The sequence below is a fragment of the Halochromatium glycolicum genome, from assembly GCF_016584085.1.
In the GTDB taxonomy this organism is placed as follows: Bacteria; Pseudomonadota; Gammaproteobacteria; order Chromatiales; family Chromatiaceae; genus Lamprobacter; species Lamprobacter glycolicus.
This window is the reverse complement of sequence record NZ_NRSJ01000008.1, coordinates 1-19,881: the sequence shown is the minus strand read 5'-3', so window position 1 is coordinate 19,881 and position 19,881 is coordinate 1. Positions and strand designations below refer to the sequence as shown.

The window sequence follows — 19,881 nt, the reverse complement described above, 5'->3', positions numbered from 1 at the left end:
TTGTTTCTGAACCGTTCCCAAGGAGATCAACGACCGACTCGGGCACCCGAGCGGCGAGCGCGTGCTCTGCGCGATTGCCGAGCGCGGCAGTGGCCTGCTGCGCGAGGTCGATCTATTCGCGCGGCACCGCGGCGATGAATTCGCGGTGATCCAGCCCGGAGCAGGTGCGTACCATGCGCATGAGCACTAGCAGCCATGTATGATTTAAGGATTAGACGCTGATGGTTTAGGTAGAGCAGCCACGTGAGCAGTAGACGCGACCCGTTACCCAAGGCCCCCACTGGTATCCTGGGATTCGACGAGATCACCGAGGGCGGATTGCCGCGCGGTCGCCCGACCCTGATCTGTGGCAGTGCGGGTTGCGGCAAAACCCTATTCGCAATGGAGTTCCTGGTCCGCGGGGCGACCCAGTTCGAGGAGCCGGGGGTGTTCATCGCCTTCGAGGAGACCGCTGAGGAGCTGACCCAGAATGTGGCATCCCTCGGCTTCGATCTCGATGAACTGGTCGCGCGCGAGCAGCTTGCGCTGGACTTCGTCGCGATCGAGCGCAACGAGCTCGAGGAGACCGGCGACTTCGATCTCAGCGGCCTGTTCATCCGGCTCGGCTACGCGATCGATTCCATCGGGGCCAAGCGCGTGGTGCTCGATACCCTCGAGGCCGTCTTCGCGGGGCTGCCGAATCCGGTGATCCTGCGCGCCGAGCTGCGCCGGCTCCTGCGGTGGCTCAAGGACAAGGGCGTGACCGCGATCGTGACCGGTGAGCGCGGTGACGGCCAGCTCACCCGCCAAGGGCTGGAAGAATACGTTTCCGATTGCGTGATCACGCTCGACCACCAGCAGCGCGAGCAGACCTGGACGCGGCGGCTGCGCGTGGTGAAGTACCGCGGCTCCAGCCATGGGACCAATGACTACCCGTTTCTGATCGATGCCCAGGGCCTCTCGGTGACCCCGATCACCTCGCTCGGCCTCGACCACACTGTCTCAAACGAGCGCATCTCCACCGGTATCACGCGGCTGGATGCCATGCTCGGTGACGCCGGCTATTTTCGCGGCAGCAGCATCCTCGTTTCGGGCACCGCTGGAACGGGCAAATCCAGTCTGGCCGGGCATTTCGCATCCGCTGCCTGCGCACGCGGCGAGCGGGTGCTGTATTTCGCATTCGAGGAATCGCCGTCGCAGATCCAGCGGAACCTCAGCGCCATCGGCCTCGACCTGGCGCACTGGGTCGATCAGGGCCTGCTCCAGTTCCATGCGACGCGCCCATCCTTCTCCGGGCTGGAGATGCATCTCTCGCTGATCCATCGGGCGGTCCAGCAGTTCGAGCCCTCGGCCGTGATCCTAGACCCGCTCAATAGCTTCGTCAGCGGTAACAACACGCTCGAGGTCAAAGCCATGCTGACGCGGCTGATCGACTTCCTGAAGACACGCCAGATCACGGCCCTGTTCACGAGCCTGACGACGGGCGGCGAGTCGCTAGAGCGCACCGACTCGGCGATCTCATCGTTAATCGATTCCTGGCTGCTGCTGATGGCGGTCAACACCGGCGGCGAGCGCAATCGCACCCTCAGCGTCCTGAAGTCGCGCGGGATGGCGCACTCGAATCAGACCCGCGAGTTCCTGATCACCAACGATGGCATCGAACTGCGCGAGGTCTATCTCGGGCCGGACGGGGTGCTGACCGGCTCCGCTCGCGCTGTCTGGGAATCCGCCGAGGAGAGCGAACGGCTCGCGCGCCGGCAAGAGATCGAGCGCCGACAGCATGAACTCGAGCGTCGGCGCGCCGTGCTAGACGCCCAAATCACGGCCTTGCGCCAAGAGTTCGAGGCCCAGGAGGCGGAGACCATGGCGATGATCGAGCGCGAACGCGAACGCGAAACACAACGACAGCAGGACCGCGCATCGGTGGCCTCGCTGCGCCGCGCCGGCCCCGCGCAGCGGTCGCCCGAGGCGAACAATCCGTGAATCAACCTGACCAAGACGACAATGACGCGCCTGGCCGCGTCCCGAGCAATCACGATCGGGACGGCCAGGATCTCACAGGCGGCGAAACCTGGACGCTGCGGCTCTATGTGGCCGGACAGACCCCGAAATCACTCAGCGCGTTCGCAAATCTGCAGGCCCTCTGCGAAAAGCACCTGGCCGGACGCTACCGGATCGAGGTCATCGATCTCCTCGAACAGCCGCAACTGGCGCAAGGGGATCAGATCCTTGCCATCCCGACGGTCGTGCGCCGCCTTCCGCTGCCAATCCGCAAGATCATCGGCGATCTCTCTGACGTGGAACGCGCCCTGGTCGGACTCGACCTGCGGCCATCCCCCGCGGAAAAGCGCGACTGATCGGCGAGCCGCGGCCCGCCTGCCCCAACGGCGCGGCGTGTGCGCGATTGCAGGCCCGAGCACTGTTGCAAGACCCAGAGTCGTTCGATGACCTCGAAGCAGCGCGTGAACGGCTTATCAACGGACCCAGCGAGCGAGCTCCAGACCTTGCGGAAGCGCTTGGCGGAGGCCGACGCGGTATTGGATGCCATCCGCACCGGCGGGATCGACGCATTGTTCGTCGCCGGGGACCGAGGCGGACAGGTGCTCGAGCTGCAGGGGGCCGAGCATGATTATCGCCTGCTGGTCGAGGAGATGGGCGAAGGCGCCATGACCGTCACGGCGAACGGCCATCTCTACTTCGCCAACCGCCGCCTGGCCGCCATACTTGGCGTTCCCCGCGACGCACTGACCGGCTCGACGCTGGCCGAGCATATCGCCCCTGCTGACCGTCAAGCCTATCAGGACTGGCTTCAGACCGGCTCGCCCAGACCACAGCGCCGCATGGAGCTCGACCTGCTCTCTGCCGGTGGCGCCAAGGTACCTTGTCATCTCTCGTTCACCGAACTGCCGCCCGCGCAGAAGCACGGCGCATTCTCGGTGATCGTGACCGACCTCAGCGCTCATAAGAGCGCCGAAGAAGCGGTCCGGCAGAGCGAGCACCGCCTCAAGACCATCGTCGAGAACCTGCCGATCGGCGTCTGGTTCCTGGATCAGCAGGGACAGATCACCTATGGCAACCCGACTGCAGCGCAGATCTGGGGCGGCAAGGACTTCAGCCGTTACAGCGATCGCACTGGGGGCAGCACTGGGGGCAGCACTGGGGGCGACACTGGGCGCAACACTGGTGGCAGCACGGGGTGCGGCATTGCGGGCAGCGAGCCGACGCTCCGCGAGCTGGCTGTCGCGCCGCAGCAACAGGCAGCCGTCCGTGCAATCCGTCACGGCGAGATGATCCTGAACGAGGAGCTCGATATCCTGAGTCTGGACGGCTCGCGGAAGACCATCCTCAGCTCAGCGGTCCCGATTCACGACCGCGAAGGCGAGATCGTCGGCGCGGTCGTGTTAAACCAGGACATCACCGACCGCAAGGCGGCCGAGGAACAGATCGAGCAGCTCGCATTCTTCGACGCCCTCACACAGCTGCCCAACCGACGTTTGCTGATCGACCGACTCGGGCAGGTGCTCGCTGCCATTCGGCGCTCTGCACAGCACGGTGCAATCCTGTTCATCGACCTCGATCATTTCAAAGACCTGAACGACAGCCTCGGTCACGATGTCGGTGATCAGCTCCTGATACAGGTCGCCAAGCGCCTGAGCACCTGCGTGCGATCCCGAGACACGGTGGCCCGGCTCGGTGGCGATGAGTTCGTTGTCGTGCTCGACGGTCTCAGCCCTGAGGCCAACCGGGCCGCCGGCCAGGCACGCTCTATCGCCGCGAAGGTCCAGCGAACACTCGCCCAGCCGTATGAGCTCGGCACCTATATCCATCACAGCACACCGAGCATCGGCGCTGCGCTGATCGACGCGACCGAAGCCAGCGTTGATGAGCTGCTCAAACGAGCCGACCTGGCCATGTATCAAGCCAAGGAAGCAGGCCGAAACACCCTGCGGTTCTTCGACCCGGAGATGCAGACGGCATTCGACCTGCGGACCAGGATGGAGGCGCAACTGCGAGAAGGACTGCGAGCCGGTCAATTCGTGTTGCACTATCAGCCCCAGGTCGACGATGCCGGGCAGATGATCGGAGCCGAGGCCCTGGTGCGCTGGGCTCACCCGGAGCGCGGTCTGTTGAGTCCGGCCACCTTCATCCATCTGGCCGAGGAGTCCGGGTTGATCCTGCAGCTCGGTGAATGGGTGCTGCAGGCGGCCTGCGCGCAGCTCGCGGCCTGGTCGCAGCATGGCAGCTGCGACGAACGGACCCTCGCCATCAACATCAGCGCGCGCCAGTTCCGGGAGCCGCACTTTGTCGGCATGGTGCGCACCGCCCTGAATCGTTACGGCATCAGGCCGCACCGGCTCAAGCTCGAGCTCACCGAGAGCCTGTTGTTGGAGGATGTCGAAGACACCATTCACAAGATGGCCGCGCTGCGTGAGCTCGGCCTGCGTTTTGCGCTGGACGACTTCGGCACCGGCTACTCGTCACTGTCCTATCTCAAGCGACTGCCGCTCGACGAGCTCAAGATCGATCGGTCCTTTGTCGACGAGGTCACCACCGATGCCAATGACGCCGCGATCGTCCGGGCGGTCCTCGCCCTGGCCCCACAGCTGGGCCTGCCGGTGATCGCCGAGGGCGTCGAGACCGACGCGCAACGCCGCTTCCTGATCAGTAACGGCTGCCATGGATTCCAAGGCTACCTGTTCGGCCGCCCGGGACCGGCCGATGCACTCAATGGAGATGCACTCAATGAACACGCTTAGGACTGATCCACCTTTAGCCCCCCGACGCTGCCACGATCAGTGGCACCGCCGAACGCCGCCAGCGACTGATGACCGGATGGGGGCACAGCCATCATGATCTGGCCCCTGCTGTTGGTGCTGCTGCTGGCCCTGGCCGCCGGAGGCCTTTGGGTCTGGCTTATCTACCGCTCGGCACCGCCGGAGGTCAAGCTCTCGGGGTTGCGGCCCGAGCGGGTCACAGCGGCCGCGCAAACGCTGCGCGTGAAGCTGCGCGTCCAAAACCCGGCTCCATTGCCGCTGCCGATCCGTGCGATCACCTATCGCGTCTGGCTCGATGCCTATGAGATCGCCAATGGCGAGGGGGCGCTCGCGCGCTGGGTCCCCGCGCGGAGCGAGGCCGAGATCGAGCTACTGGTCAGTGGCAACGCCAAACACCTCGCTCGCGCATTGCCGGCGCTGGCACTGAAGCAGCAGCCCTGGCCCTATCGTCTCACCGGCACCCTGACGCCCCTGCCGGGACTGCACGTCAACTACGACCACCGCGGCAAGATCGATGCCCGCGGCATCCTGAAGCTCGCCGCATCGCTGCGCTGACGGCCAAAGGCCCTTGGCCTCGAACGGCCTCGGACGGCCTTTCGTCTCTCAGGCGCAGCGCGGCGCGTCCGGCCGGTTCGGCATCGCACCGAGCGCGGCGAGATCATCGACGAAGGGGTTGGTGTCGCGCAGCCCCGCATGCGTCTCGCGCAGCACCGCCTGTGCCCAGCCAGGCAGCTGCGGGTTGACACGATAGTAGATCCAGACCCCGGCGCGGCGATCGGCCACCAGCTCGACCTGACGCAACTGCGCCAAATGGCGTGACAGATGCGGCTGGCTCACGCCGATGGCGTAGGTGAGCTCGCAGACGCAGAGCTCATCGTGCTCGGCCAGCAGCATCAGTGTCCGCAACCGCGTGTCATGGGCCAGCGCGGCGAACAGATCGGTGGCTTGAATGCTCATATCGCGTCGCCAATGGTCGTCGTGCAGCGCCCACAAGCGTGCGCAGCGTCACCGTTCTGACCCACCTGAAGCTTTCGGTCGATTACGGACATCGGTCTCTGATGCTGTATTGTTGGGCGCGGATTCGGCCGCGTGGCGTAACGCTTGGCGCGCAGGTGCTGGTCTCGCCAGGGCTCAGACTTCTCGATAGAGTCGCGCCCCGTCCTTGACGAACTCCTCGGCCTTCTCCTTCATCCCGACTTCCAGTGCGACCTGGTCATCGTCGAGCTGATGCGCCTTCGCATAGTCGCGCACGTCCTGGGTGATCTTCATCGAGCAGAAGTGCGGCCCGCACATCGAGCAGAAGTGCGCGACCTTGTGCGACTGGTGCGGCAGGGTCTGGTCGTGGAATTCGCGTGCCCGGTCCGGGTCCAGCGACAGGTTGAACTGGTCCTCCCACCTGAACTCGAACCGCGCCTTGCTGATCGCGTTGTCCTGGACCTGCGCGCCGGGTAGACCCTTCGCTAGGTCGGCGCCATGCGCGGCGATCTTGTAGGTGACGATGCCATCGCGCACATCCTGCTTGTCCGGCAGGCCCAGATGTTCCTTGGGGGTCACGTAGCAGAGCATCGCGGTGCCATACCAACCGATGTTGGCCGCGCCGATGCCGGAGGTGATGTGGTCATAGGCCGGCGCGATGTCGGTGATCAGGGGCCCAAGGGTGTAGAACGGCGCCTCGAAGCAGTCCTTGAGCTCCTTGGTCACGTTCTCCTCGATCATCTGCATCGGCACGTGGCCGGGCCCCTCGATCATGACCTGGACATCGTGCTCCCAGGCGAACCGGGTCAGCTCGCCGAGGGTCTCCAACTCCGCGAACTGCGCCTCATCGTTGGCGTCGGCGATGCTGCCGGGTCGGAGACCATCACCGAGCGAGAACGAGACGTCATAGGCCCGCATGATCTCGCAGATCTCGGCGAAGTGGGTGTAGAGGAAGTTCTCCTGGTGGTGGGCCAGGCACCACTTGGCCAAAATCGAGCCGCCGCGCGAGACGATGCCGGTGACCCGCTCGGCGGTCAGCGGGATGTAGCGCAGCAGCACGCCGGCATGGATCGTGAAGTAGTCGACGCCCTGCTCGGCCTGCTCGATCAGGGTGTCGCGGAACAGCTCCCAGGTCAGTTCTTCCGGTTTTCCATCGACCTTCTCCAACGCCTGATAGATCGGCACGGTGCCGATCGGCATCGGCGCGTTGCGCAGGATCCACTCGCGGGTCTCGTGGATGTGCTTGCCGGTCGAGAGGTCCATCAGGGTGTCGCCGCCCCAGCGCGCCGACCAGACCATCTTCTCAACCTCCTCCTCGATACTGGAGGTGGTCTCCGAGTTGCCGATATTGGTGTTGATCTTCACCCGGAAGTTGCGGCCGATGATCATCGGCTCGAGCTCCGGATGGTTGATATTGGCCGGGATGATCGCACGCCCGGCCGCAACCTCATCGCGGACGAACTCCGGGGTGATCTGCTCCGGCAGATTGGCACCGAACGCCTGACCGCGATGCTGGCGCAGCAGCTTCGCGTAGCGCGGATCGGCGCGCAGCGCATCGAGGCGCATGTTCTCGCGGATCGCGACGTACTCCATCTCCGGCGTGATCTCGCCGCGGCGCGCATAGTGCATCTGGGTCACATTGCGCCCGGCCTTGGCGCGGCGCGGGGTGCGAATATGCTCGAAGCGCAGATGGGCCAGTGCCGGGTCCTGCTGGCGGCGCTGGCCGAAGCGCGAGGTCGGCCCTCCCAGCAGCTCGGTATCATTGCGCTCGGCGATCCAGGCGCTGCGCACCTCGGGCAGCCCGGCCATCAGGTCGATGTGGGCGTCGGGGTCGGAGTAGGGTCCCGAGGTGTCGTAGACGAAGATCGGCGGGTTCTCCTCGATCCCGTCGCTGGCGTGGGTCGGCGTCTGCGCGATCTCGCGCATCGGCACCCGGATGTCGGGTCGGGAGCCAGTCACATAGCGCTTGCGCGATGCAGGAAACGGGCGGGTGACCTCATCCGAGAGCCGGGCGGTGGTCTCGATGAAGTCTTCAGGGATGGCGCTCATAGCGGCTCCTCTCGGCGACGATGGCAGCGACGGCAGAACCGGCATTGGAAGCGCCGAAACGAGCGGCTGGGCTGACCCTGGCTCGCCCTGGCTTCCCTACGCCGGTACGAACCGGATCAGGTGATTAGGGGACTCTCTCAGCCCGCGGTCGCGGGCACCCCCAGCAGGACTTGACGCAGACGCTATCGAAAGCCAGGGAGGATTTCAACCATCCGTTCCATGCCGCTTGCGACCTTCTGGCAAACTAACGGCGCATCCGCCATCGCGTCGTTTTTCGCTGAGGAGCATTCCGAATGAACTATCCCATGATCGCATCCGTTTTGACCGTCTTGGCGCTCACTGTTGTCGGCTGTGGCGAACAGGACCAGCAAGCAGACACTGCCGAGGAGGGCACGGCCGACAGCGCAGCCCCGGCGTCCGCCCCCGCATCCGAAGACTCAGCCATGGATCAGGTGCGGCAGCAGGCACAGGCGGCGATGGACAGTGCCACCCAGGCCGGTCAGCAAGCGCTGCAGGCCGCTACGGGAGCGCTCGATGTCGCCCAACAGGAAGGCGGCTCCTTGACCGAGTTGGCCAAGACGCAAGTTCGAGAGCTGGTCGATCAGGCCAAGACCTTTCTCGACGAGAACCGGATCGGCTCGGCGCAGGACATCCTGGACAGGCTCAATGAGCTTGATCTCTCGCTGCCCGATTCGGTGCAGGATCAAATCGATCAGCTGCAGACCCGCATCGCTGAAATGCGAACAGAGGGTAGCGCAAGCGAAGCCCAACAACCGGCAGAGGGCGGCGAAGCGGCGAACTGAGTCCTCTCCACAGCAGGCCCGCGCTGCAGCGCATCGGGCGCGGGCGCCGCGGACAGCCTCCTAGGGGCCGCACCGGCTCATTGCCGCGGCGATGCACGGGTTCCGCGCAGCCGCCGTTCGATCCCCTCCCTGACATCGCGCAGCGACAGCCGTCTGACCGGGCGCCGGCTCGCCACCCGCGCCGCATCGGCCGCATCGAGACGGGTCTTGACGACCTCAGCGAGGTACTCCCTCAACTCCGGGCGCTGCTCGATCAGCGCCCGCACCGCCTCGAGATCGATCCGGATCAGGGTCACATCGGTGTTGGCGACGAACTCGAGAAAATTGGGCTGCGTGGTCAGCATCTCCGAGATGCCGAAATGCTTGCCCGGGCCGAGCGTCTCGACCACCTTCGATGAACCGTCCGGCAGCCGCACCGCGCTATCGACCAACCCGCCGATGATCACGTAGAAGGCATCGCTGACGCCGCCCTCGGCCAGGATCTGATCGCCCACGTTGTAGTAGCGATATTCGCTGCGGGCCGCGAGCTGAGCCAGCTCGTCATCACTGAGCACCCCCGCCACATCGAGTCCGCGCAGAGCCAGCGCGATGGTCGGCGGCTCGGCGCGGTTGATGTGCGCTCGGCGGGTGCGCATCTCGGTGACCTCCGGCGCGATCTCGATCCCGGCCTCCTGCAGCCCGAGGTGGATCTCGCGATAGAGCTCTTCGCGCGCCCGGAACATCGAGGGATAGTTCCGCAGATGCACCCAGACCATGTAGCTGTAGGGCATCTTCGATGCATCGGCCAGGCGCACCACCGGGTTTGGGAACTTGAGCACCGATTCGCAGCGCATCGCCGCATCGAGCAGCAACGCCGAGGCGAAGCGCGGTGAGACCTCGGCGGGGATGCTGACGAAATACCAGGGCGCGTAGAGATGGTGATCGCTGTAGTAGTTCTTGAGTGACGCGCTGGCCATGCGGCCGTTCGGGATCACCACAGTCGCGTTATCCCAGCCGCGCAATCGGGTCGCGCGCCAATTGAGATCGACCACCTGGCCGACCAGCTTCTCGTCCGGGATCTCCAACCAGTCGCCGATCCGAAACGGGCGCTCGATCCCGAGCGAGACCCCGGCGAAGAGATCGCCGAGGGTGCGCTGTAGCGCGAGACCGATCACGCCGGCCGCAACACCGGTCGAGACCCAGACGCCGGTGAACGAGTAACCCTGCTGCCACATGAACAGGGCCATCGCGAGGATCAGCATCACGACATAGATCAGCGCCTCGATCAGCTTCGGGATCTGCTCGCTGCGCTTCTTGCGCCGTCGGCGTTGCCGGCTCATCACCGTGACCACCCGCCCCATGGCCCAGGCGGCGGTCAGATAGACGAGTAGAGACGTGGTCCAGTGGATCGGCCCCGACAGCACGGGCAACTGGAGAACACGCGCTGCATAGTGAACCAGCCCGCCGGTGATGATCACCCAGAGTGGCATCAGGATCACATCCAGCAGCGCGGACAGCAGCGGGAAGTGGTCCGCCAGCGGTCGCTTTCCAATGATCAGGGTGCCCAAGCGCCAAAGCACCACCAGCACCAGCAGTCCCAGCAGCAGATACCAATAGCTGTCGGTCAGTCGGTCGACGAACCCTTGCAGCAGATTCATTGCCTAAAGCTCAGCTCGCCTGTTACGCGCAGCAACCGTTCACCTCGCCGCTGGATCTCGCATCATCCTAGAAACCGCAGTTGACCGCTTAGGCGATTGCCGGAAAAGCTCGTACCGAATTGCGCAGGATTTTCGTTTGCCTTCGAGGAGCGTCGCCGGGAGCATAGCCGGGCTATGTGACCGGCGGCGCGACGAAGAAGGCGAGCGAAAAGACCAGCAAGGCGGTATGAGCTTTGACAGAAATCGCCTTAGCCCAGCATGCAACCCTTTGCACTGGTTCCGCTTCTGGCGCTTCATGAAGCGCACCCATGGGTGACGGCCGTCCAACTGCGGCCTTCTAGGATCATCGCTTCGGAGTTGCCCATCACCTGCCTCCCAAAGCTTCCGCGACCGCGCGTGCCGAGATCGGGACGTCCCCTCTCGACGATCACTGGGTGCCGGCCTCAATCGGCGGCCTTCTTCAATGCCTGGCTGCGCGCGTAGCGCTGATAGTTCCAGCCGCGCTCGTAGGCGCGCTCGTTCACGAAACCGATCGAGTTGGTCATCCGACTCTGCAGCACCAGCGCATCGGTCGTCAAAACCGGCTCCCCGGTCTCACTGAAGAAGGCCAATGCCGGCAGCTGGGTGAAGCCGAGCGTCTGATACCAGTCAGCAGCGTTGGTGCGCTCACCGCCGGGTGTCAGCACCGGCGTTTGCTCATCACTGGCATCGAGCCGAACGATATCGAAGCCGGCCAGCTGCTCCCGGATCGTCGCGTCGGCGAGCACCTGGTCATGGAAACGCTCACAGCGCGCACAGCCACTGGTCTCGAACAGCACCAGCAGGGGCCGCTCAGCCGGGAACTCGGAGCGATTCAGTGCAAACGGTGGCTCGGCGAAGAGTGGGTCCGAGCGCAGCGGCGCGGCCGATCCCGAACGGTCGGACCGCAGCACAGCCAGGTATTCGCGCCAGGAGAGGCCCTCGCCGGCATCCGTCGTCAGGTAATCGAGGACCTGGGCAAAGCGCTCCGGACCGTAATAACCGGTCAGCCGCAGCAGCGGCTCGCCATCGGTGTCGACGAACAGTAGCGACGGTGCGAACTCGACGCCCTGCTCCAGCGCAAAGGTCTTGACCCGCGTCTGCTTGTCGTCGAAATCGGTCATCTCGGCGTCGGAGAAGATCTCGAGGCCGATGCTATCGAAGTGCTCGCGCAGCCGGGCCGCGAGCGTCGGATCACCGAGGCTCTGCTCGATGAACAGATGGCAGTAGGAGCAGCCCTGGGTCGTGAAGAACAGGAACAGCCCTTCTTTGCCGGCCGCCTCGGCGTCCTCGGCGTCATCCGCAAGCGTCAGGAAGCTCTGTTTGAACCAGGCCGGGTACTTGATCTGGAAGATCGCCCCATCATCGAACGCGTCGGGAACCTCCTCGCCGGCCAGTGCGGTACCGGACATCAGCAGTAGTGGCCAGCACAGCAGCGCGGCTACGGATAGTGATCGTCGCATGGGTCCTCCTCAATCCCCTTGTGGTTGTCTGTTTGTATCTTGACCAAACCTCACGGCAGAATCGTAGCGCGAGGCCGGCGTTTCGGATACCGAGTCGCCGGTCACCTGGTCACCTTCAGCCTGCCGAACCGCCCGAGCGCGCCTGCCTCGAGGTCAGCCGCCTATGTCCCAGCTACCACCAGCCCTGATCGACCGCTTCGGGCGGCACGTCACCTATGTTCGTTTGTCGGTCACTGACCGCTGCGACCTACGCTGCGTCTACTGCATGGCCGAGGATATGACCTTCCTGCCGCGGGCGCAGGTGCTCACCCTCGAAGAGCTCGCGCGGCTTGGGCGCTGCTTCACCGAGCTCGGCGTCACCAAGCTGCGGGTGACCGGGGGCGAGCCGTTGGTGCGTCGCGATGTGATGACCCTATTCCGATCGCTCGGCACGCTCGACGGCCTCAAGGAGCTGACGCTGACGACGAACGGCACCCAGCTGCCGCGCTTTGCCGATGGGCTCAAGGCCGCCGGCGTCGACCGGATCAACATCAGTCTCGACTCACTGGACCCCGAGCGCTTCAAGCGCATCACCCGGCTCGGCGAGCTGGACAAGGTCCTCGCCGGCATCGAGGCTGCGCGCGCGGCCGGCATCCGCCGCATCAAGCTCAACAGCGTGGTGCTGAAGAACCGCAATCACGACGAGGTCGCGGACCTGGTCGGCTTCGCGCTCGAGCGCGGGCTCGATATCTCCTTCATCGAGGAGATGCCGCTCGGCGTCATCGGCGATCACGACCGCGCCGAGGCCTTCTACCCGAGCGACGCGATTCGCGCCGATCTCGCCCGGCACTACGAGCTGATCCCGACCACCGAGAGCACCGGCGGCCCGTCGCGTTACTGGCGCGTCGCCGGCAGCGATACCCGCATCGGCTTCATCTCACCGCACAGCCACAGCTTCTGCGGCAGCTGCAACCGGGTGCGGGTCACCGCCGAGGGGCGGCTGCTCCTCTGTCTCGGTCAGGAATACTCGACCGACCTCAGGCGCGTGCTGCGTGCCAATCCGCTCGACGACGAGCCGGTCAAACGCGCGATCGTCAACGCGATGGCGATCAAGCCCAGAGGCCATGATTTCGACCTCGAGGCCAAGCCGGTAATCTTCCGCCATATGAACGCAACCGGGGGCTGAGCGAGGCCGCGCTCTGCTGTTCCTCGCCGCGTTAGACTCCCCCCGGGCATGACCAGGGCCCGCATGACCGGGAATGGCTGACGGATCAGCACATCGCCAGGCCCCATCGCGCAGTCTATTCACCGGATCTTGGCCGGCGGCCAACGCCGTCAGCGGCGTGGCATCCTGCCGCTTCGAGTCGCCAGCACGGTCTATACTCGAACTAGGCTTATCCAGATGGCCGCGCCACCCAGGGGTGTGCGCTCCTGCGGCACCGCGGCAGAGAGGTTGTCGTGGAGGCTCGCATCAGAGATCGCGGCATCGTCGGTCCGCGCCGACGGTTGCTTCCGCCGCTCGCGCGGTCAGGGCGCCGCTCGCAAGCACCGGACCCAAGGCCCGTGGATGAGCCGATCGCGCCGGAAGCGGCCGGAACGCTGACAGGGCTGTTCCGGCTCCGTGTCAGCCGGACCCCGCGTGCCCTCGCCTACCGCCAGTTCGAGAACGGTCGCTGGCGCGACTACCGCTGGCACGAGATCGCCGCCGAAGTCGCGCGCTGGCGCGCCGGATTGGCTGCCGAGGGTTTCGCCATCGGCGATCGGGTCGCGATGAGCCTGCCGAACGGCGTCGACTGGGTCTGCTTCGACCAGGCGGCGCTAACGCTCGGGCTGGTAACGGTGCCGCTCTACACCACCGACAGCCCAGGCAATCTCGCGCACATCCTCGCCGATTCCGGTGCGCGGCTCGTGCTGCTGGACAGCGACGCCCCCTGGGCAGCGCTGGTCGCCCAGGCCGATCCGCTGCCGGCGCTGCAACGGGTGCTCTTCAGGCGGCTGACCGGCGCCGTTCCAGGCTCGGCGCCCGGCTCGGCGCCCAGCTCGGCCCAGGACCCCCGATTGCGTACCCTCGACGACTGGCTCCCTGCCAAGCCAACAAGCGCCGCCACAGCTGAGATGGAGCAGACGTTGGCGAAGGCCCCCTCGACCTTGGCATCTCGCTCGGGGTTCGGCTCGGGGTTCGGCTCGAGGTTCGGCTCGAGGTCCGGCTCGACGCCTCGCCCCACGTCTCACCCGACGTCTCACCCGAGGTCTCACCCGAGGTCTCACCCGTCGTCGCACCCGGCCTCCCTGGCTAGCCAGTCTGAATTCGACTCGGCAGCCGACCCCGATGAACTCGCGACACTCGTCTATACCTCCGGCACCACCGGCCGCAGCAAGGGCGTGATGCTCTCGCACCGAAACATCCTCACCAACGCCGCGGCCGTGATCGCGCGCATCCCGCCGCGTCCAAGCGATGTCTTCCTCTCGTTCCTGCCGCTGGCCCATGCCTTCGAGCGCACCGTTGGCCACTACCTGCCGATGATGGCCGGCTGCACCATCGCCTATGCCCGCTCGATCGACCAACTGCGCGACGATCTGATGACCATCCGCCCGACCGTGCTGTTGTCGGTCCCACGGGTCTACGACAAGGTCTACCTCGCCATCCAGGGCAAACTCGGTTCAGAGGGCATCCAGCGGCGGCTGCTCGATACGACGGTGCGCATCGGCTGGCAGCGGTTCCAGGCGAACCAAGGCAGGCAAGCACCCCTGAGCCTGATGGACCAGATTCGCTGGTCGCTGCTCGATCGGCTCGTCGCCCGCAAGATCCGGGGCCGGCTCGGCGGCCGGCTGCGGGTCGCGGTCAGCGGCGGTGCACCGCTGTCGGCGACGGTCGGACGCTTCTTCGTCGGTCTCGGTCTGCCGCTCACCGAGGGCTATGGGCTCACCGAGGCCGCGCCGGTGGTGACCGGCACCACACCACCGGGCTTCCGACCGGGCTGGGTCGGACCGCCGCTGCCCGGCGTCGAGGTCCGGCTCGGAGCTCAGCAGGAGCTCTGTGTGCGCGGACCCAATGTCTGTGCAGGCTACTGGCAGCAGACGGCCGCAACGGCCCAGGCGATCGACGCTGAGGGCTGGCTGCATACCGGCGATATCGGCGAGATCGACGATGACGGCTTCATCGGCATCCGCGGTCGGCTCAAGGAGATCATCGTTACCTCGACCGGTGAAAAGATCCCGCCGACCGAGATGGAGTCAGCGCTCACGATGGAGCCGCTGTTCGATCAGGCGATGGTGGTCGGCGAGGGCCGCCAGTTCCTCGCCGCCGTGCTGGTGTTGAGCGACGCACCTTGGCGTCGGCTTGCCGCTCGACTCGGCCTGGACCCGGACGACCCCTCATCGCTGGCCGATCCTCTAGCGATCGATGCGGCCCTCACCAGGGCCGCAGCCAGGCTGAGCGACTTCCCGGGCTATGCCCAGGTGCACGCGGTTCATCTGACACGGTCAGCTTGGACCATCGACAACGGCCTGATCACGCCGACGATGAAGCTGAAGCGACCGGAGCTGATGGCGGAATTCGGACCCGCCCTCGAGGCCCTCTACAGCCGACCACGACCCGCCCTCCGCGGCAAGAGCGGCTAAGCCAAGACCCTGAGGATGAAGACCTTGTCGCACGGTCAGTCTTCGCAGAAGCAGCGCGCCAACTCCGGTGAAAGCGAAGTCAGCGAAGGCGAAGCCGGTAAAGGCCATTCCGGCGAAGGCCATTCCGGCGAAGGCAGGCGCGACAGCGCTGCGACCGACCAACAGGATATCGGCGAGCAGGTGCTGGCGCTGCTGCGCCAGTTTGCCGACGAGTCCGGCATCACGCTAGCGCCCGGGAAGATCGGCCTCGACACCCGTCTCGAAGCCGACCTCGGTCTCGACAGCATCGGCCGCTCCGAGCTGATCGCCCGGATCGAGCGTCGACTCGGCGCCCGCCTCCCGGACGAGGCAGTGCTGGCGCCGACACCGCGGGACCTGCTGAAACGGCTGCAGCCCGCGCCAGCCGGCTCATCCAGCGCGGCGGCAGGCATCGCAGCAAGCGGCCACCCTGAGGTGGCCGCGACCAGCACGGATACGGACGCGCCGCACGCCCTGCCAAGCGCCGTCCTCACGCTGCCGGAACTGTTGGAGTGGCATACCGAGCGGGCGCCGGAGCGAGTCCACATCCTGCTTTACGAGGATGCACCCGACCCGCGCCCGATCACGCATGCCGAGCTGCACCAGGCGGCGGCCCGCATCGCCGGCGGGCTCCAAACATGCGGCCTCGAGGCGGGTCGCACCGTGGCGGTGATGCTGCCGACCAGTTTCGACTATTTCGCGAGCTTCTTCGGCATCCTGCTCGCGGGCGGCATCCCAGTGCCCATCTATCCGCCGGCGCGCCCAGAGCAGCTCGAAGACCACCTGCGCCGTCATGCCGGCATCCTCGACAACGCCGGGGCGATGGTGCTGATCACCGTGCCGCAGGCGCTAACGGTCGCGCGGCTTCTGCGGGCCCAGGTGCCGTCGCTGCAGGGCATCCTGCAGCCGGGTGACCTCACCGAGGCCGCGCCGATCACCGCCGCAGCAGCCCGCAAGCCGGACGACATCGCCTTCCTGCAGTACACCTCGGGCAGCACCGGCCAGCCCAAGGGCGTGGTGCTGAGCCACGCCGACCTGCTCGCCAACATCCGCGCCATGTGCGACGCGGTCGCGGCGCGCCCTGACGACGTCTTCGTCAGCTGGTTACCGCTCTACCACGACATGGGCCTGATCGGCGCCTGGCTCGGCAGCCTCTACTTCGGCGTCCCGTTGGTCTCGATGTCACCGCTCAGCTTCTTGGCCCGGCCGCGGCGCTGGCTCGAGGCGATCCACCGTCACCGCGGCACCCTCTCGGCGGCCCCCAACTTCGCCTACGAGCTCTGTCTGAAGCGCATCCGCGACGCCGACCTCGCCGGTCTGGACCTGAGCTGCTGGCGCCGCGCCCTGAACGGTGCTGAGCCGGTCAGCGCCGAGACGCTGGATCGTTTCGCCGAGCGCTTCGGCCGCTGCGGGCTCAGCCCTGATGCGCTGGCGCCGGTCTACGGGCTGGCGGAAGCAGCGGTCGGGCTCAGCTTCCCGCCGGCCAGCCGCGGCCCGGCGATCGATTGCATCGACCGTGAGCGCTTCACCACCGCCGGCCGCGCGCTGCCCGTGCCCTGTGATGACCCGCAGGCGACCCGCGTGGTGAGCTGCGGCCGAGCGCTGCCGGGCTACGCAGTGCGGATCACCGCCGAGAACGGCCAAGCGCTGCCGGAGCGCCACGAGGGCCAGGTCTGGTTCCAGGGTCCCTCCGCGACCCGCGGCTACTACCGCAACCCGGCGGCGACGGCGAAGCTGATCCGGGAGATCGACGGTGAGCGCTGGCACGATACCGGCGACCGGGGCTACCTCGCCGACGGCGAGCTGTACCTGACCGGCCGGGTCAAGGACCTGATCATCCGCGGTGGGCGCAACCTCTATCCCTACGAGCTGGAGCAGGCGATCGGCGAGCTGCCTGGCATCCGCAAGGGCTGCGTCGTCGCCTTCGCCGCGCCCGACCCGCAGCGCGGCAGCGAGCGGCTGGTGCTGGCCGCCGAGACGCGCGAGCGCGACCCAGCCCGGCGCACCGCGCTGGCGCAGCACCTGCGGGAGCGCGCGGTCGAGGTGCTGGGTCTGCCGCCCGAGGAGATCCTGCTGGTGCCGCCGCGCGCCATCCCCAAGACTTCCAGCGGTAAGCTCCGCCGCGGCAGCGCGCGCGAGCGCTGGGCCGCTGGCAAGCTCGCCGCGGGAGCGCCGAAGCCGTTCTGGCAGCTGCTGCGGGTGAGCGCCGCCGCGCTCGGCGCCGTGGCGCTGCGCTTCGTCCAGCGGCTGCCGGCGCGGCTCTACGCCGGCTACGCCTGGCTGCTGTTCGGGCTGCTGGCGCCGCCGTTCTGGCTCGGCATCATCGCAGCACCCTCGCTGGTCCTGCGCTGGCGTGCGGCGCGAGCCGGCGTCGCACTCCTGCGTCGCCTCGCGCTGGTTCCGCTCCATGTACAGGGCCTCGAGCGCGTCCCGCCGCCTGGTCAGCCGTTCGTGCTGGTTGCGAACCACCAGAGCTACCTCGACGTCGGCCTGCTGATCCAGCAGATCCGCCGTCCCCTCATCTTCGTCGCCGCCGCGGGGCTGCGCACCAACCCGTTCATACGCTGGCCGATGCAACGTCTCGACAGCCTGTTCGTGGACCGCTTCGACCTGCTGCGCAGCACCGAGGACATGCGCCGTTTCCAAGCGACCCTCGACGCCGGCCGTCCACTCGGTTTCTTCCCCGAGGGCACCTTCCGCCAACAGCCCGGCCTGCTGCCGTTCCGGATGGGCGCCTTCATCACCGCCGCCGGCGCCAATGTGCCCGTGCTGCCGGTGTCCATCCAGGGCAGCCGTGCGCTTTACCCCGGCAACACCTTCGTCCCGCACTGGGGCCGGGTGCGGATCAGCATCGGCGAGCCTTTGTGGCCGGCCGGGAACGACTGGCAGGCGGCGGTGCAGCTACGGCACGATGCAAGGGCCTACATCGCTGCGCATTGCGGCGAGGCGGCAGCCCCTATTGGCGCCTAAGCTCAGCGAAGCGTCTATACCAATTGCGTCACCAGCGCCTTCGTTGAAGTGAGCCATTCATACCTGTGCTTGGCCTCAATCGGTGCATCACGCGCCATGGCCATGGCCCATGTCGGATGCTCGGCTTCCAGCTCGCGGTCCGATTCCCAAATACTCCCAATAAGAGCCCTTGCTACTCCGATTGCGCCACGTCAATGAGCAGCAATTGCAGGCCGCCCACGGTTTGGCGAAACTGCCAATCATTCCGCTGCTCGTCGCGGGCGAAACGAGGAAAGACTGCCGCGATGTCCTTCGCCCACACCCCCGACAGCCGCTTGGCGCGTACCGCCCCAACCAACTCCTCTGCTCGCTGGCGTACAAGGGGCACGCATTGGCAGGCCCGCGCCCACGGGACACTCACTCTAGATACCGGCCCCAACCGGACGTGTCGCCCCGACACGCGCCGCGACGATCAATCGCCAGCCGCATGGCTCGTTACGTTCGGGCGCGCGTTCCGAACATGCGTAAACCGGTCCACTATTGTGCTAGGCTGCCTCCAGGGTAGCACGCGACACACAGTCTGCTGCCTAGTTAACTGTTATGCGCAGATACCATCAGTAGTGATGTCGAAGTTGGGCGATAAAAAGTGAGTCATCTTCTACTTTGTAAACAAAACGGTGCTCGTCGTTTATTCGCCTCGACCAGTAGCCAGACAGCGCATGTTTCAAAGGTTCCGGTTTGCCGATTCCTTCAAACGGAGAACGCTGAATGTCTTGAATGAGCAAGTTGATTCTTTTTAGTAGTTTTTTATCTGCGCGCTGCCAATAAAGATAATCGTCCCATGCGTGTTCGGAAAAAATCAGCTTCATTCCACAAGTTTCCGCTCGATACCGCCACCGTGCTCAAGCTCGGCAACGGATTCCAGCAAGCGCCGGGCGTTTTTCGGGCTACGGAGCAAATATGCTGTTTCTTCAAGGGCTTGGTAGTCATCAAGGGAGATCATCACTACCGAGCGGGAATTTTTCCGGGTAATAATCATCGGCGCGTGGTCATCACACACTTTTTCCATCGTGTCCGCTAACTTACTGCGCGCTTCGGAGTACGTAATTGTATTCATTGGCCTAGCCTTTAAAATGTCTTGGTACAAGTAATTGTACGTCGAAGATTGGCGCATAATCGGGTAAGGGCGGGTGTTTAGCCCGCCCTCCCCACACCACCTAGCATGCGGGTCCGCACTAGGCGATTCACAAGAAGGGAGCACACGACGCTTTAGGCATAGCCATGCGCTTTCATCCACTGATCGCGAATGCTGATCAAGCCCTGGCCTTTCAGCCAGTCATTGGTCATCCCGGTTTGCGTGCCCAGCGAGCGGGACAGATGCCAGTAGCTCTTGGAGCTCATGCCCGTCCAGATCGCGGCACGCTTCGACGACCCCAGGGCCAGCAACTGGCGAATGCGATTGCGCACCCCGCGCCACTGTTTCCAGTAGCACAGGCGGATGCGCCGCCGCAGCCAGTGGTCCAGCTCGGGAATCGGCCGGTAGTAGTCCGAGATGCCGAAGTAGCCCATCCAACCACGGACGTATTCGGAGAGTTTCTTGAGCCGGTACGCCATC

16 protein-coding genes and 1 riboswitch are annotated in these 19,881 nt (G+C 65.6%); of the genes, 9 read left to right on the top strand and 7 right to left on the bottom strand.

Annotated features, from left to right (window positions below; translation table 11 throughout):
* The first annotated feature begins 25 nt into the window (after nt 1-25).
* The 5 genes from CKO40_RS06465 to CKO40_RS06445 all read left to right on the top strand — a co-directional run bounded on the left by CKO40_RS06465 (nt 26) and on the right by CKO40_RS06445 (nt 5,309).
* Nucleotides 26-190, top strand: coding sequence for a diguanylate cyclase domain-containing protein (locus tag CKO40_RS06465; protein ID WP_200345466.1), 165 nt, complete (start codon nt 26-28; stop codon nt 188-190).
* 53 nt (nt 191-243) lie between these two features.
* A complete protein-coding gene (gene kaiC / locus CKO40_RS06460; RefSeq protein ID WP_200345385.1) occupies nt 244-1,962 on the top strand; it encodes a circadian clock protein KaiC in 1,719 nt (572 codons plus the stop codon).
* Nucleotides 1,959-2,336 (top strand): circadian clock KaiB family protein, encoded by a 378-nt coding sequence (locus CKO40_RS06455; RefSeq protein ID WP_200345384.1) that lies wholly within the window; start codon nt 1,959-1,961, stop codon nt 2,334-2,336. The genes kaiC and CKO40_RS06455 overlap by 4 nt, the downstream gene beginning before the upstream one ends.
* Nucleotides 2,337-2,423: 87 nt before the next feature.
* Entirely contained in the window at nt 2,424-4,736 is a 2,313-nt protein-coding gene (locus CKO40_RS06450; RefSeq protein ID WP_200345383.1) for a sensor domain-containing protein, read from the top strand.
* 93 nt (nt 4,737-4,829) lie between these two features.
* Nucleotides 4,830-5,309 (top strand): LEA/WHy family protein, encoded by a 480-nt coding sequence (locus tag CKO40_RS06445; protein ID WP_200345382.1) that lies wholly within the window; start codon nt 4,830-4,832, stop codon nt 5,307-5,309.
* A gap of 48 nt (nt 5,310-5,357) precedes the next feature.
* Here the strand turns inward: CKO40_RS06445 and CKO40_RS06440 are convergent, their stop codons facing one another.
* Together CKO40_RS06440 and thiC are read right to left on the bottom strand one after the other, a co-directional pair.
* Nucleotides 5,358-5,711, bottom strand: coding sequence for a metalloregulator ArsR/SmtB family transcription factor (locus CKO40_RS06440; RefSeq protein ID WP_200345381.1), 354 nt, complete (start codon nt 5,709-5,711; stop codon nt 5,358-5,360).
* A 174-nt stretch (nt 5,712-5,885) separates the two neighbouring features.
* A complete protein-coding gene (thiC, locus tag CKO40_RS06435) occupies nt 5,886-7,778 on the bottom strand; it encodes a phosphomethylpyrimidine synthase ThiC (protein ID WP_200345380.1) in 1,893 nt (630 codons plus the stop codon).
* A gap of 76 nt (nt 7,779-7,854) precedes the next feature.
* Nucleotides 7,855-7,950: riboswitch (TPP riboswitch) on the bottom strand.
* Nucleotides 7,951-8,071: 121 nt separating this feature from the next.
* Between thiC and CKO40_RS06430 the strand changes: the two genes are divergently transcribed.
* Nucleotides 8,072-8,581, top strand: coding sequence for a hypothetical protein (locus tag CKO40_RS06430; protein WP_200345379.1), 510 nt, complete (start codon nt 8,072-8,074; stop codon nt 8,579-8,581).
* A 77-nt stretch (nt 8,582-8,658) separates the two neighbouring features.
* Here the strand turns inward: CKO40_RS06430 and CKO40_RS06425 are convergent, their stop codons facing one another.
* Nucleotides 8,659-10,218 (bottom strand): mechanosensitive ion channel family protein, encoded by a 1,560-nt coding sequence (locus CKO40_RS06425; protein ID WP_200345378.1) that lies wholly within the window; start codon nt 10,216-10,218, stop codon nt 8,659-8,661.
* A gap of 443 nt (nt 10,219-10,661) precedes the next feature.
* Nucleotides 10,662-11,699 (bottom strand): thioredoxin family protein, encoded by a 1,038-nt coding sequence (locus CKO40_RS06420; protein ID WP_200345377.1) that lies wholly within the window; start codon nt 11,697-11,699, stop codon nt 10,662-10,664.
* Nucleotides 11,700-11,862: 163 nt separating this feature from the next.
* On the opposite strand from CKO40_RS06420, the gene moaA reads away from it, so the two are divergent.
* From moaA to CKO40_RS06405, 3 genes are all read left to right on the top strand, one after another.
* Nucleotides 11,863-12,864, top strand: a complete 1,002-nt coding sequence (moaA, locus tag CKO40_RS06415) for a GTP 3',8-cyclase MoaA (protein ID WP_200345376.1) — start codon at nt 11,863-11,865, stop codon at nt 12,862-12,864.
* 377 nt (nt 12,865-13,241) lie between these two features.
* Nucleotides 13,242-15,299 (top strand): AMP-binding protein, encoded by a 2,058-nt coding sequence (locus CKO40_RS06410; protein WP_200345375.1) that lies wholly within the window; start codon nt 13,242-13,244, stop codon nt 15,297-15,299.
* A 15-nt stretch (nt 15,300-15,314) separates the two neighbouring features.
* Entirely contained in the window at nt 15,315-18,287 is a 2,973-nt protein-coding gene (locus CKO40_RS06405; protein ID WP_200345374.1) for an AMP-binding protein, read from the top strand.
* A gap of 593 nt (nt 18,288-18,880) precedes the next feature.
* Here the strand turns inward: CKO40_RS06405 and CKO40_RS06400 are convergent.
* The 3 genes from CKO40_RS06400 to CKO40_RS06390 all read right to left on the bottom strand — a co-directional run.
* On the bottom strand, nt 18,881-19,135 hold the full coding sequence (locus tag CKO40_RS06400) for a Txe/YoeB family addiction module toxin (RefSeq protein ID WP_200345373.1): 255 nt from the start codon (nt 19,133-19,135) through the stop codon (nt 18,881-18,883).
* Nucleotides 19,132-19,383, bottom strand: a complete 252-nt coding sequence (locus CKO40_RS06395) for a type II toxin-antitoxin system Phd/YefM family antitoxin (RefSeq protein WP_200345372.1) — start codon at nt 19,381-19,383, stop codon at nt 19,132-19,134. Before CKO40_RS06395 ends, CKO40_RS06400 begins: the two co-directional genes overlap by 4 nt.
* Nucleotides 19,384-19,535: 152 nt before the next feature.
* Nucleotides 19,536-19,881 (bottom strand): group II intron maturase-specific domain-containing protein (locus CKO40_RS06390; RefSeq protein ID WP_200345371.1); only part of this gene is annotated, 346 nt, incomplete at its 5' end.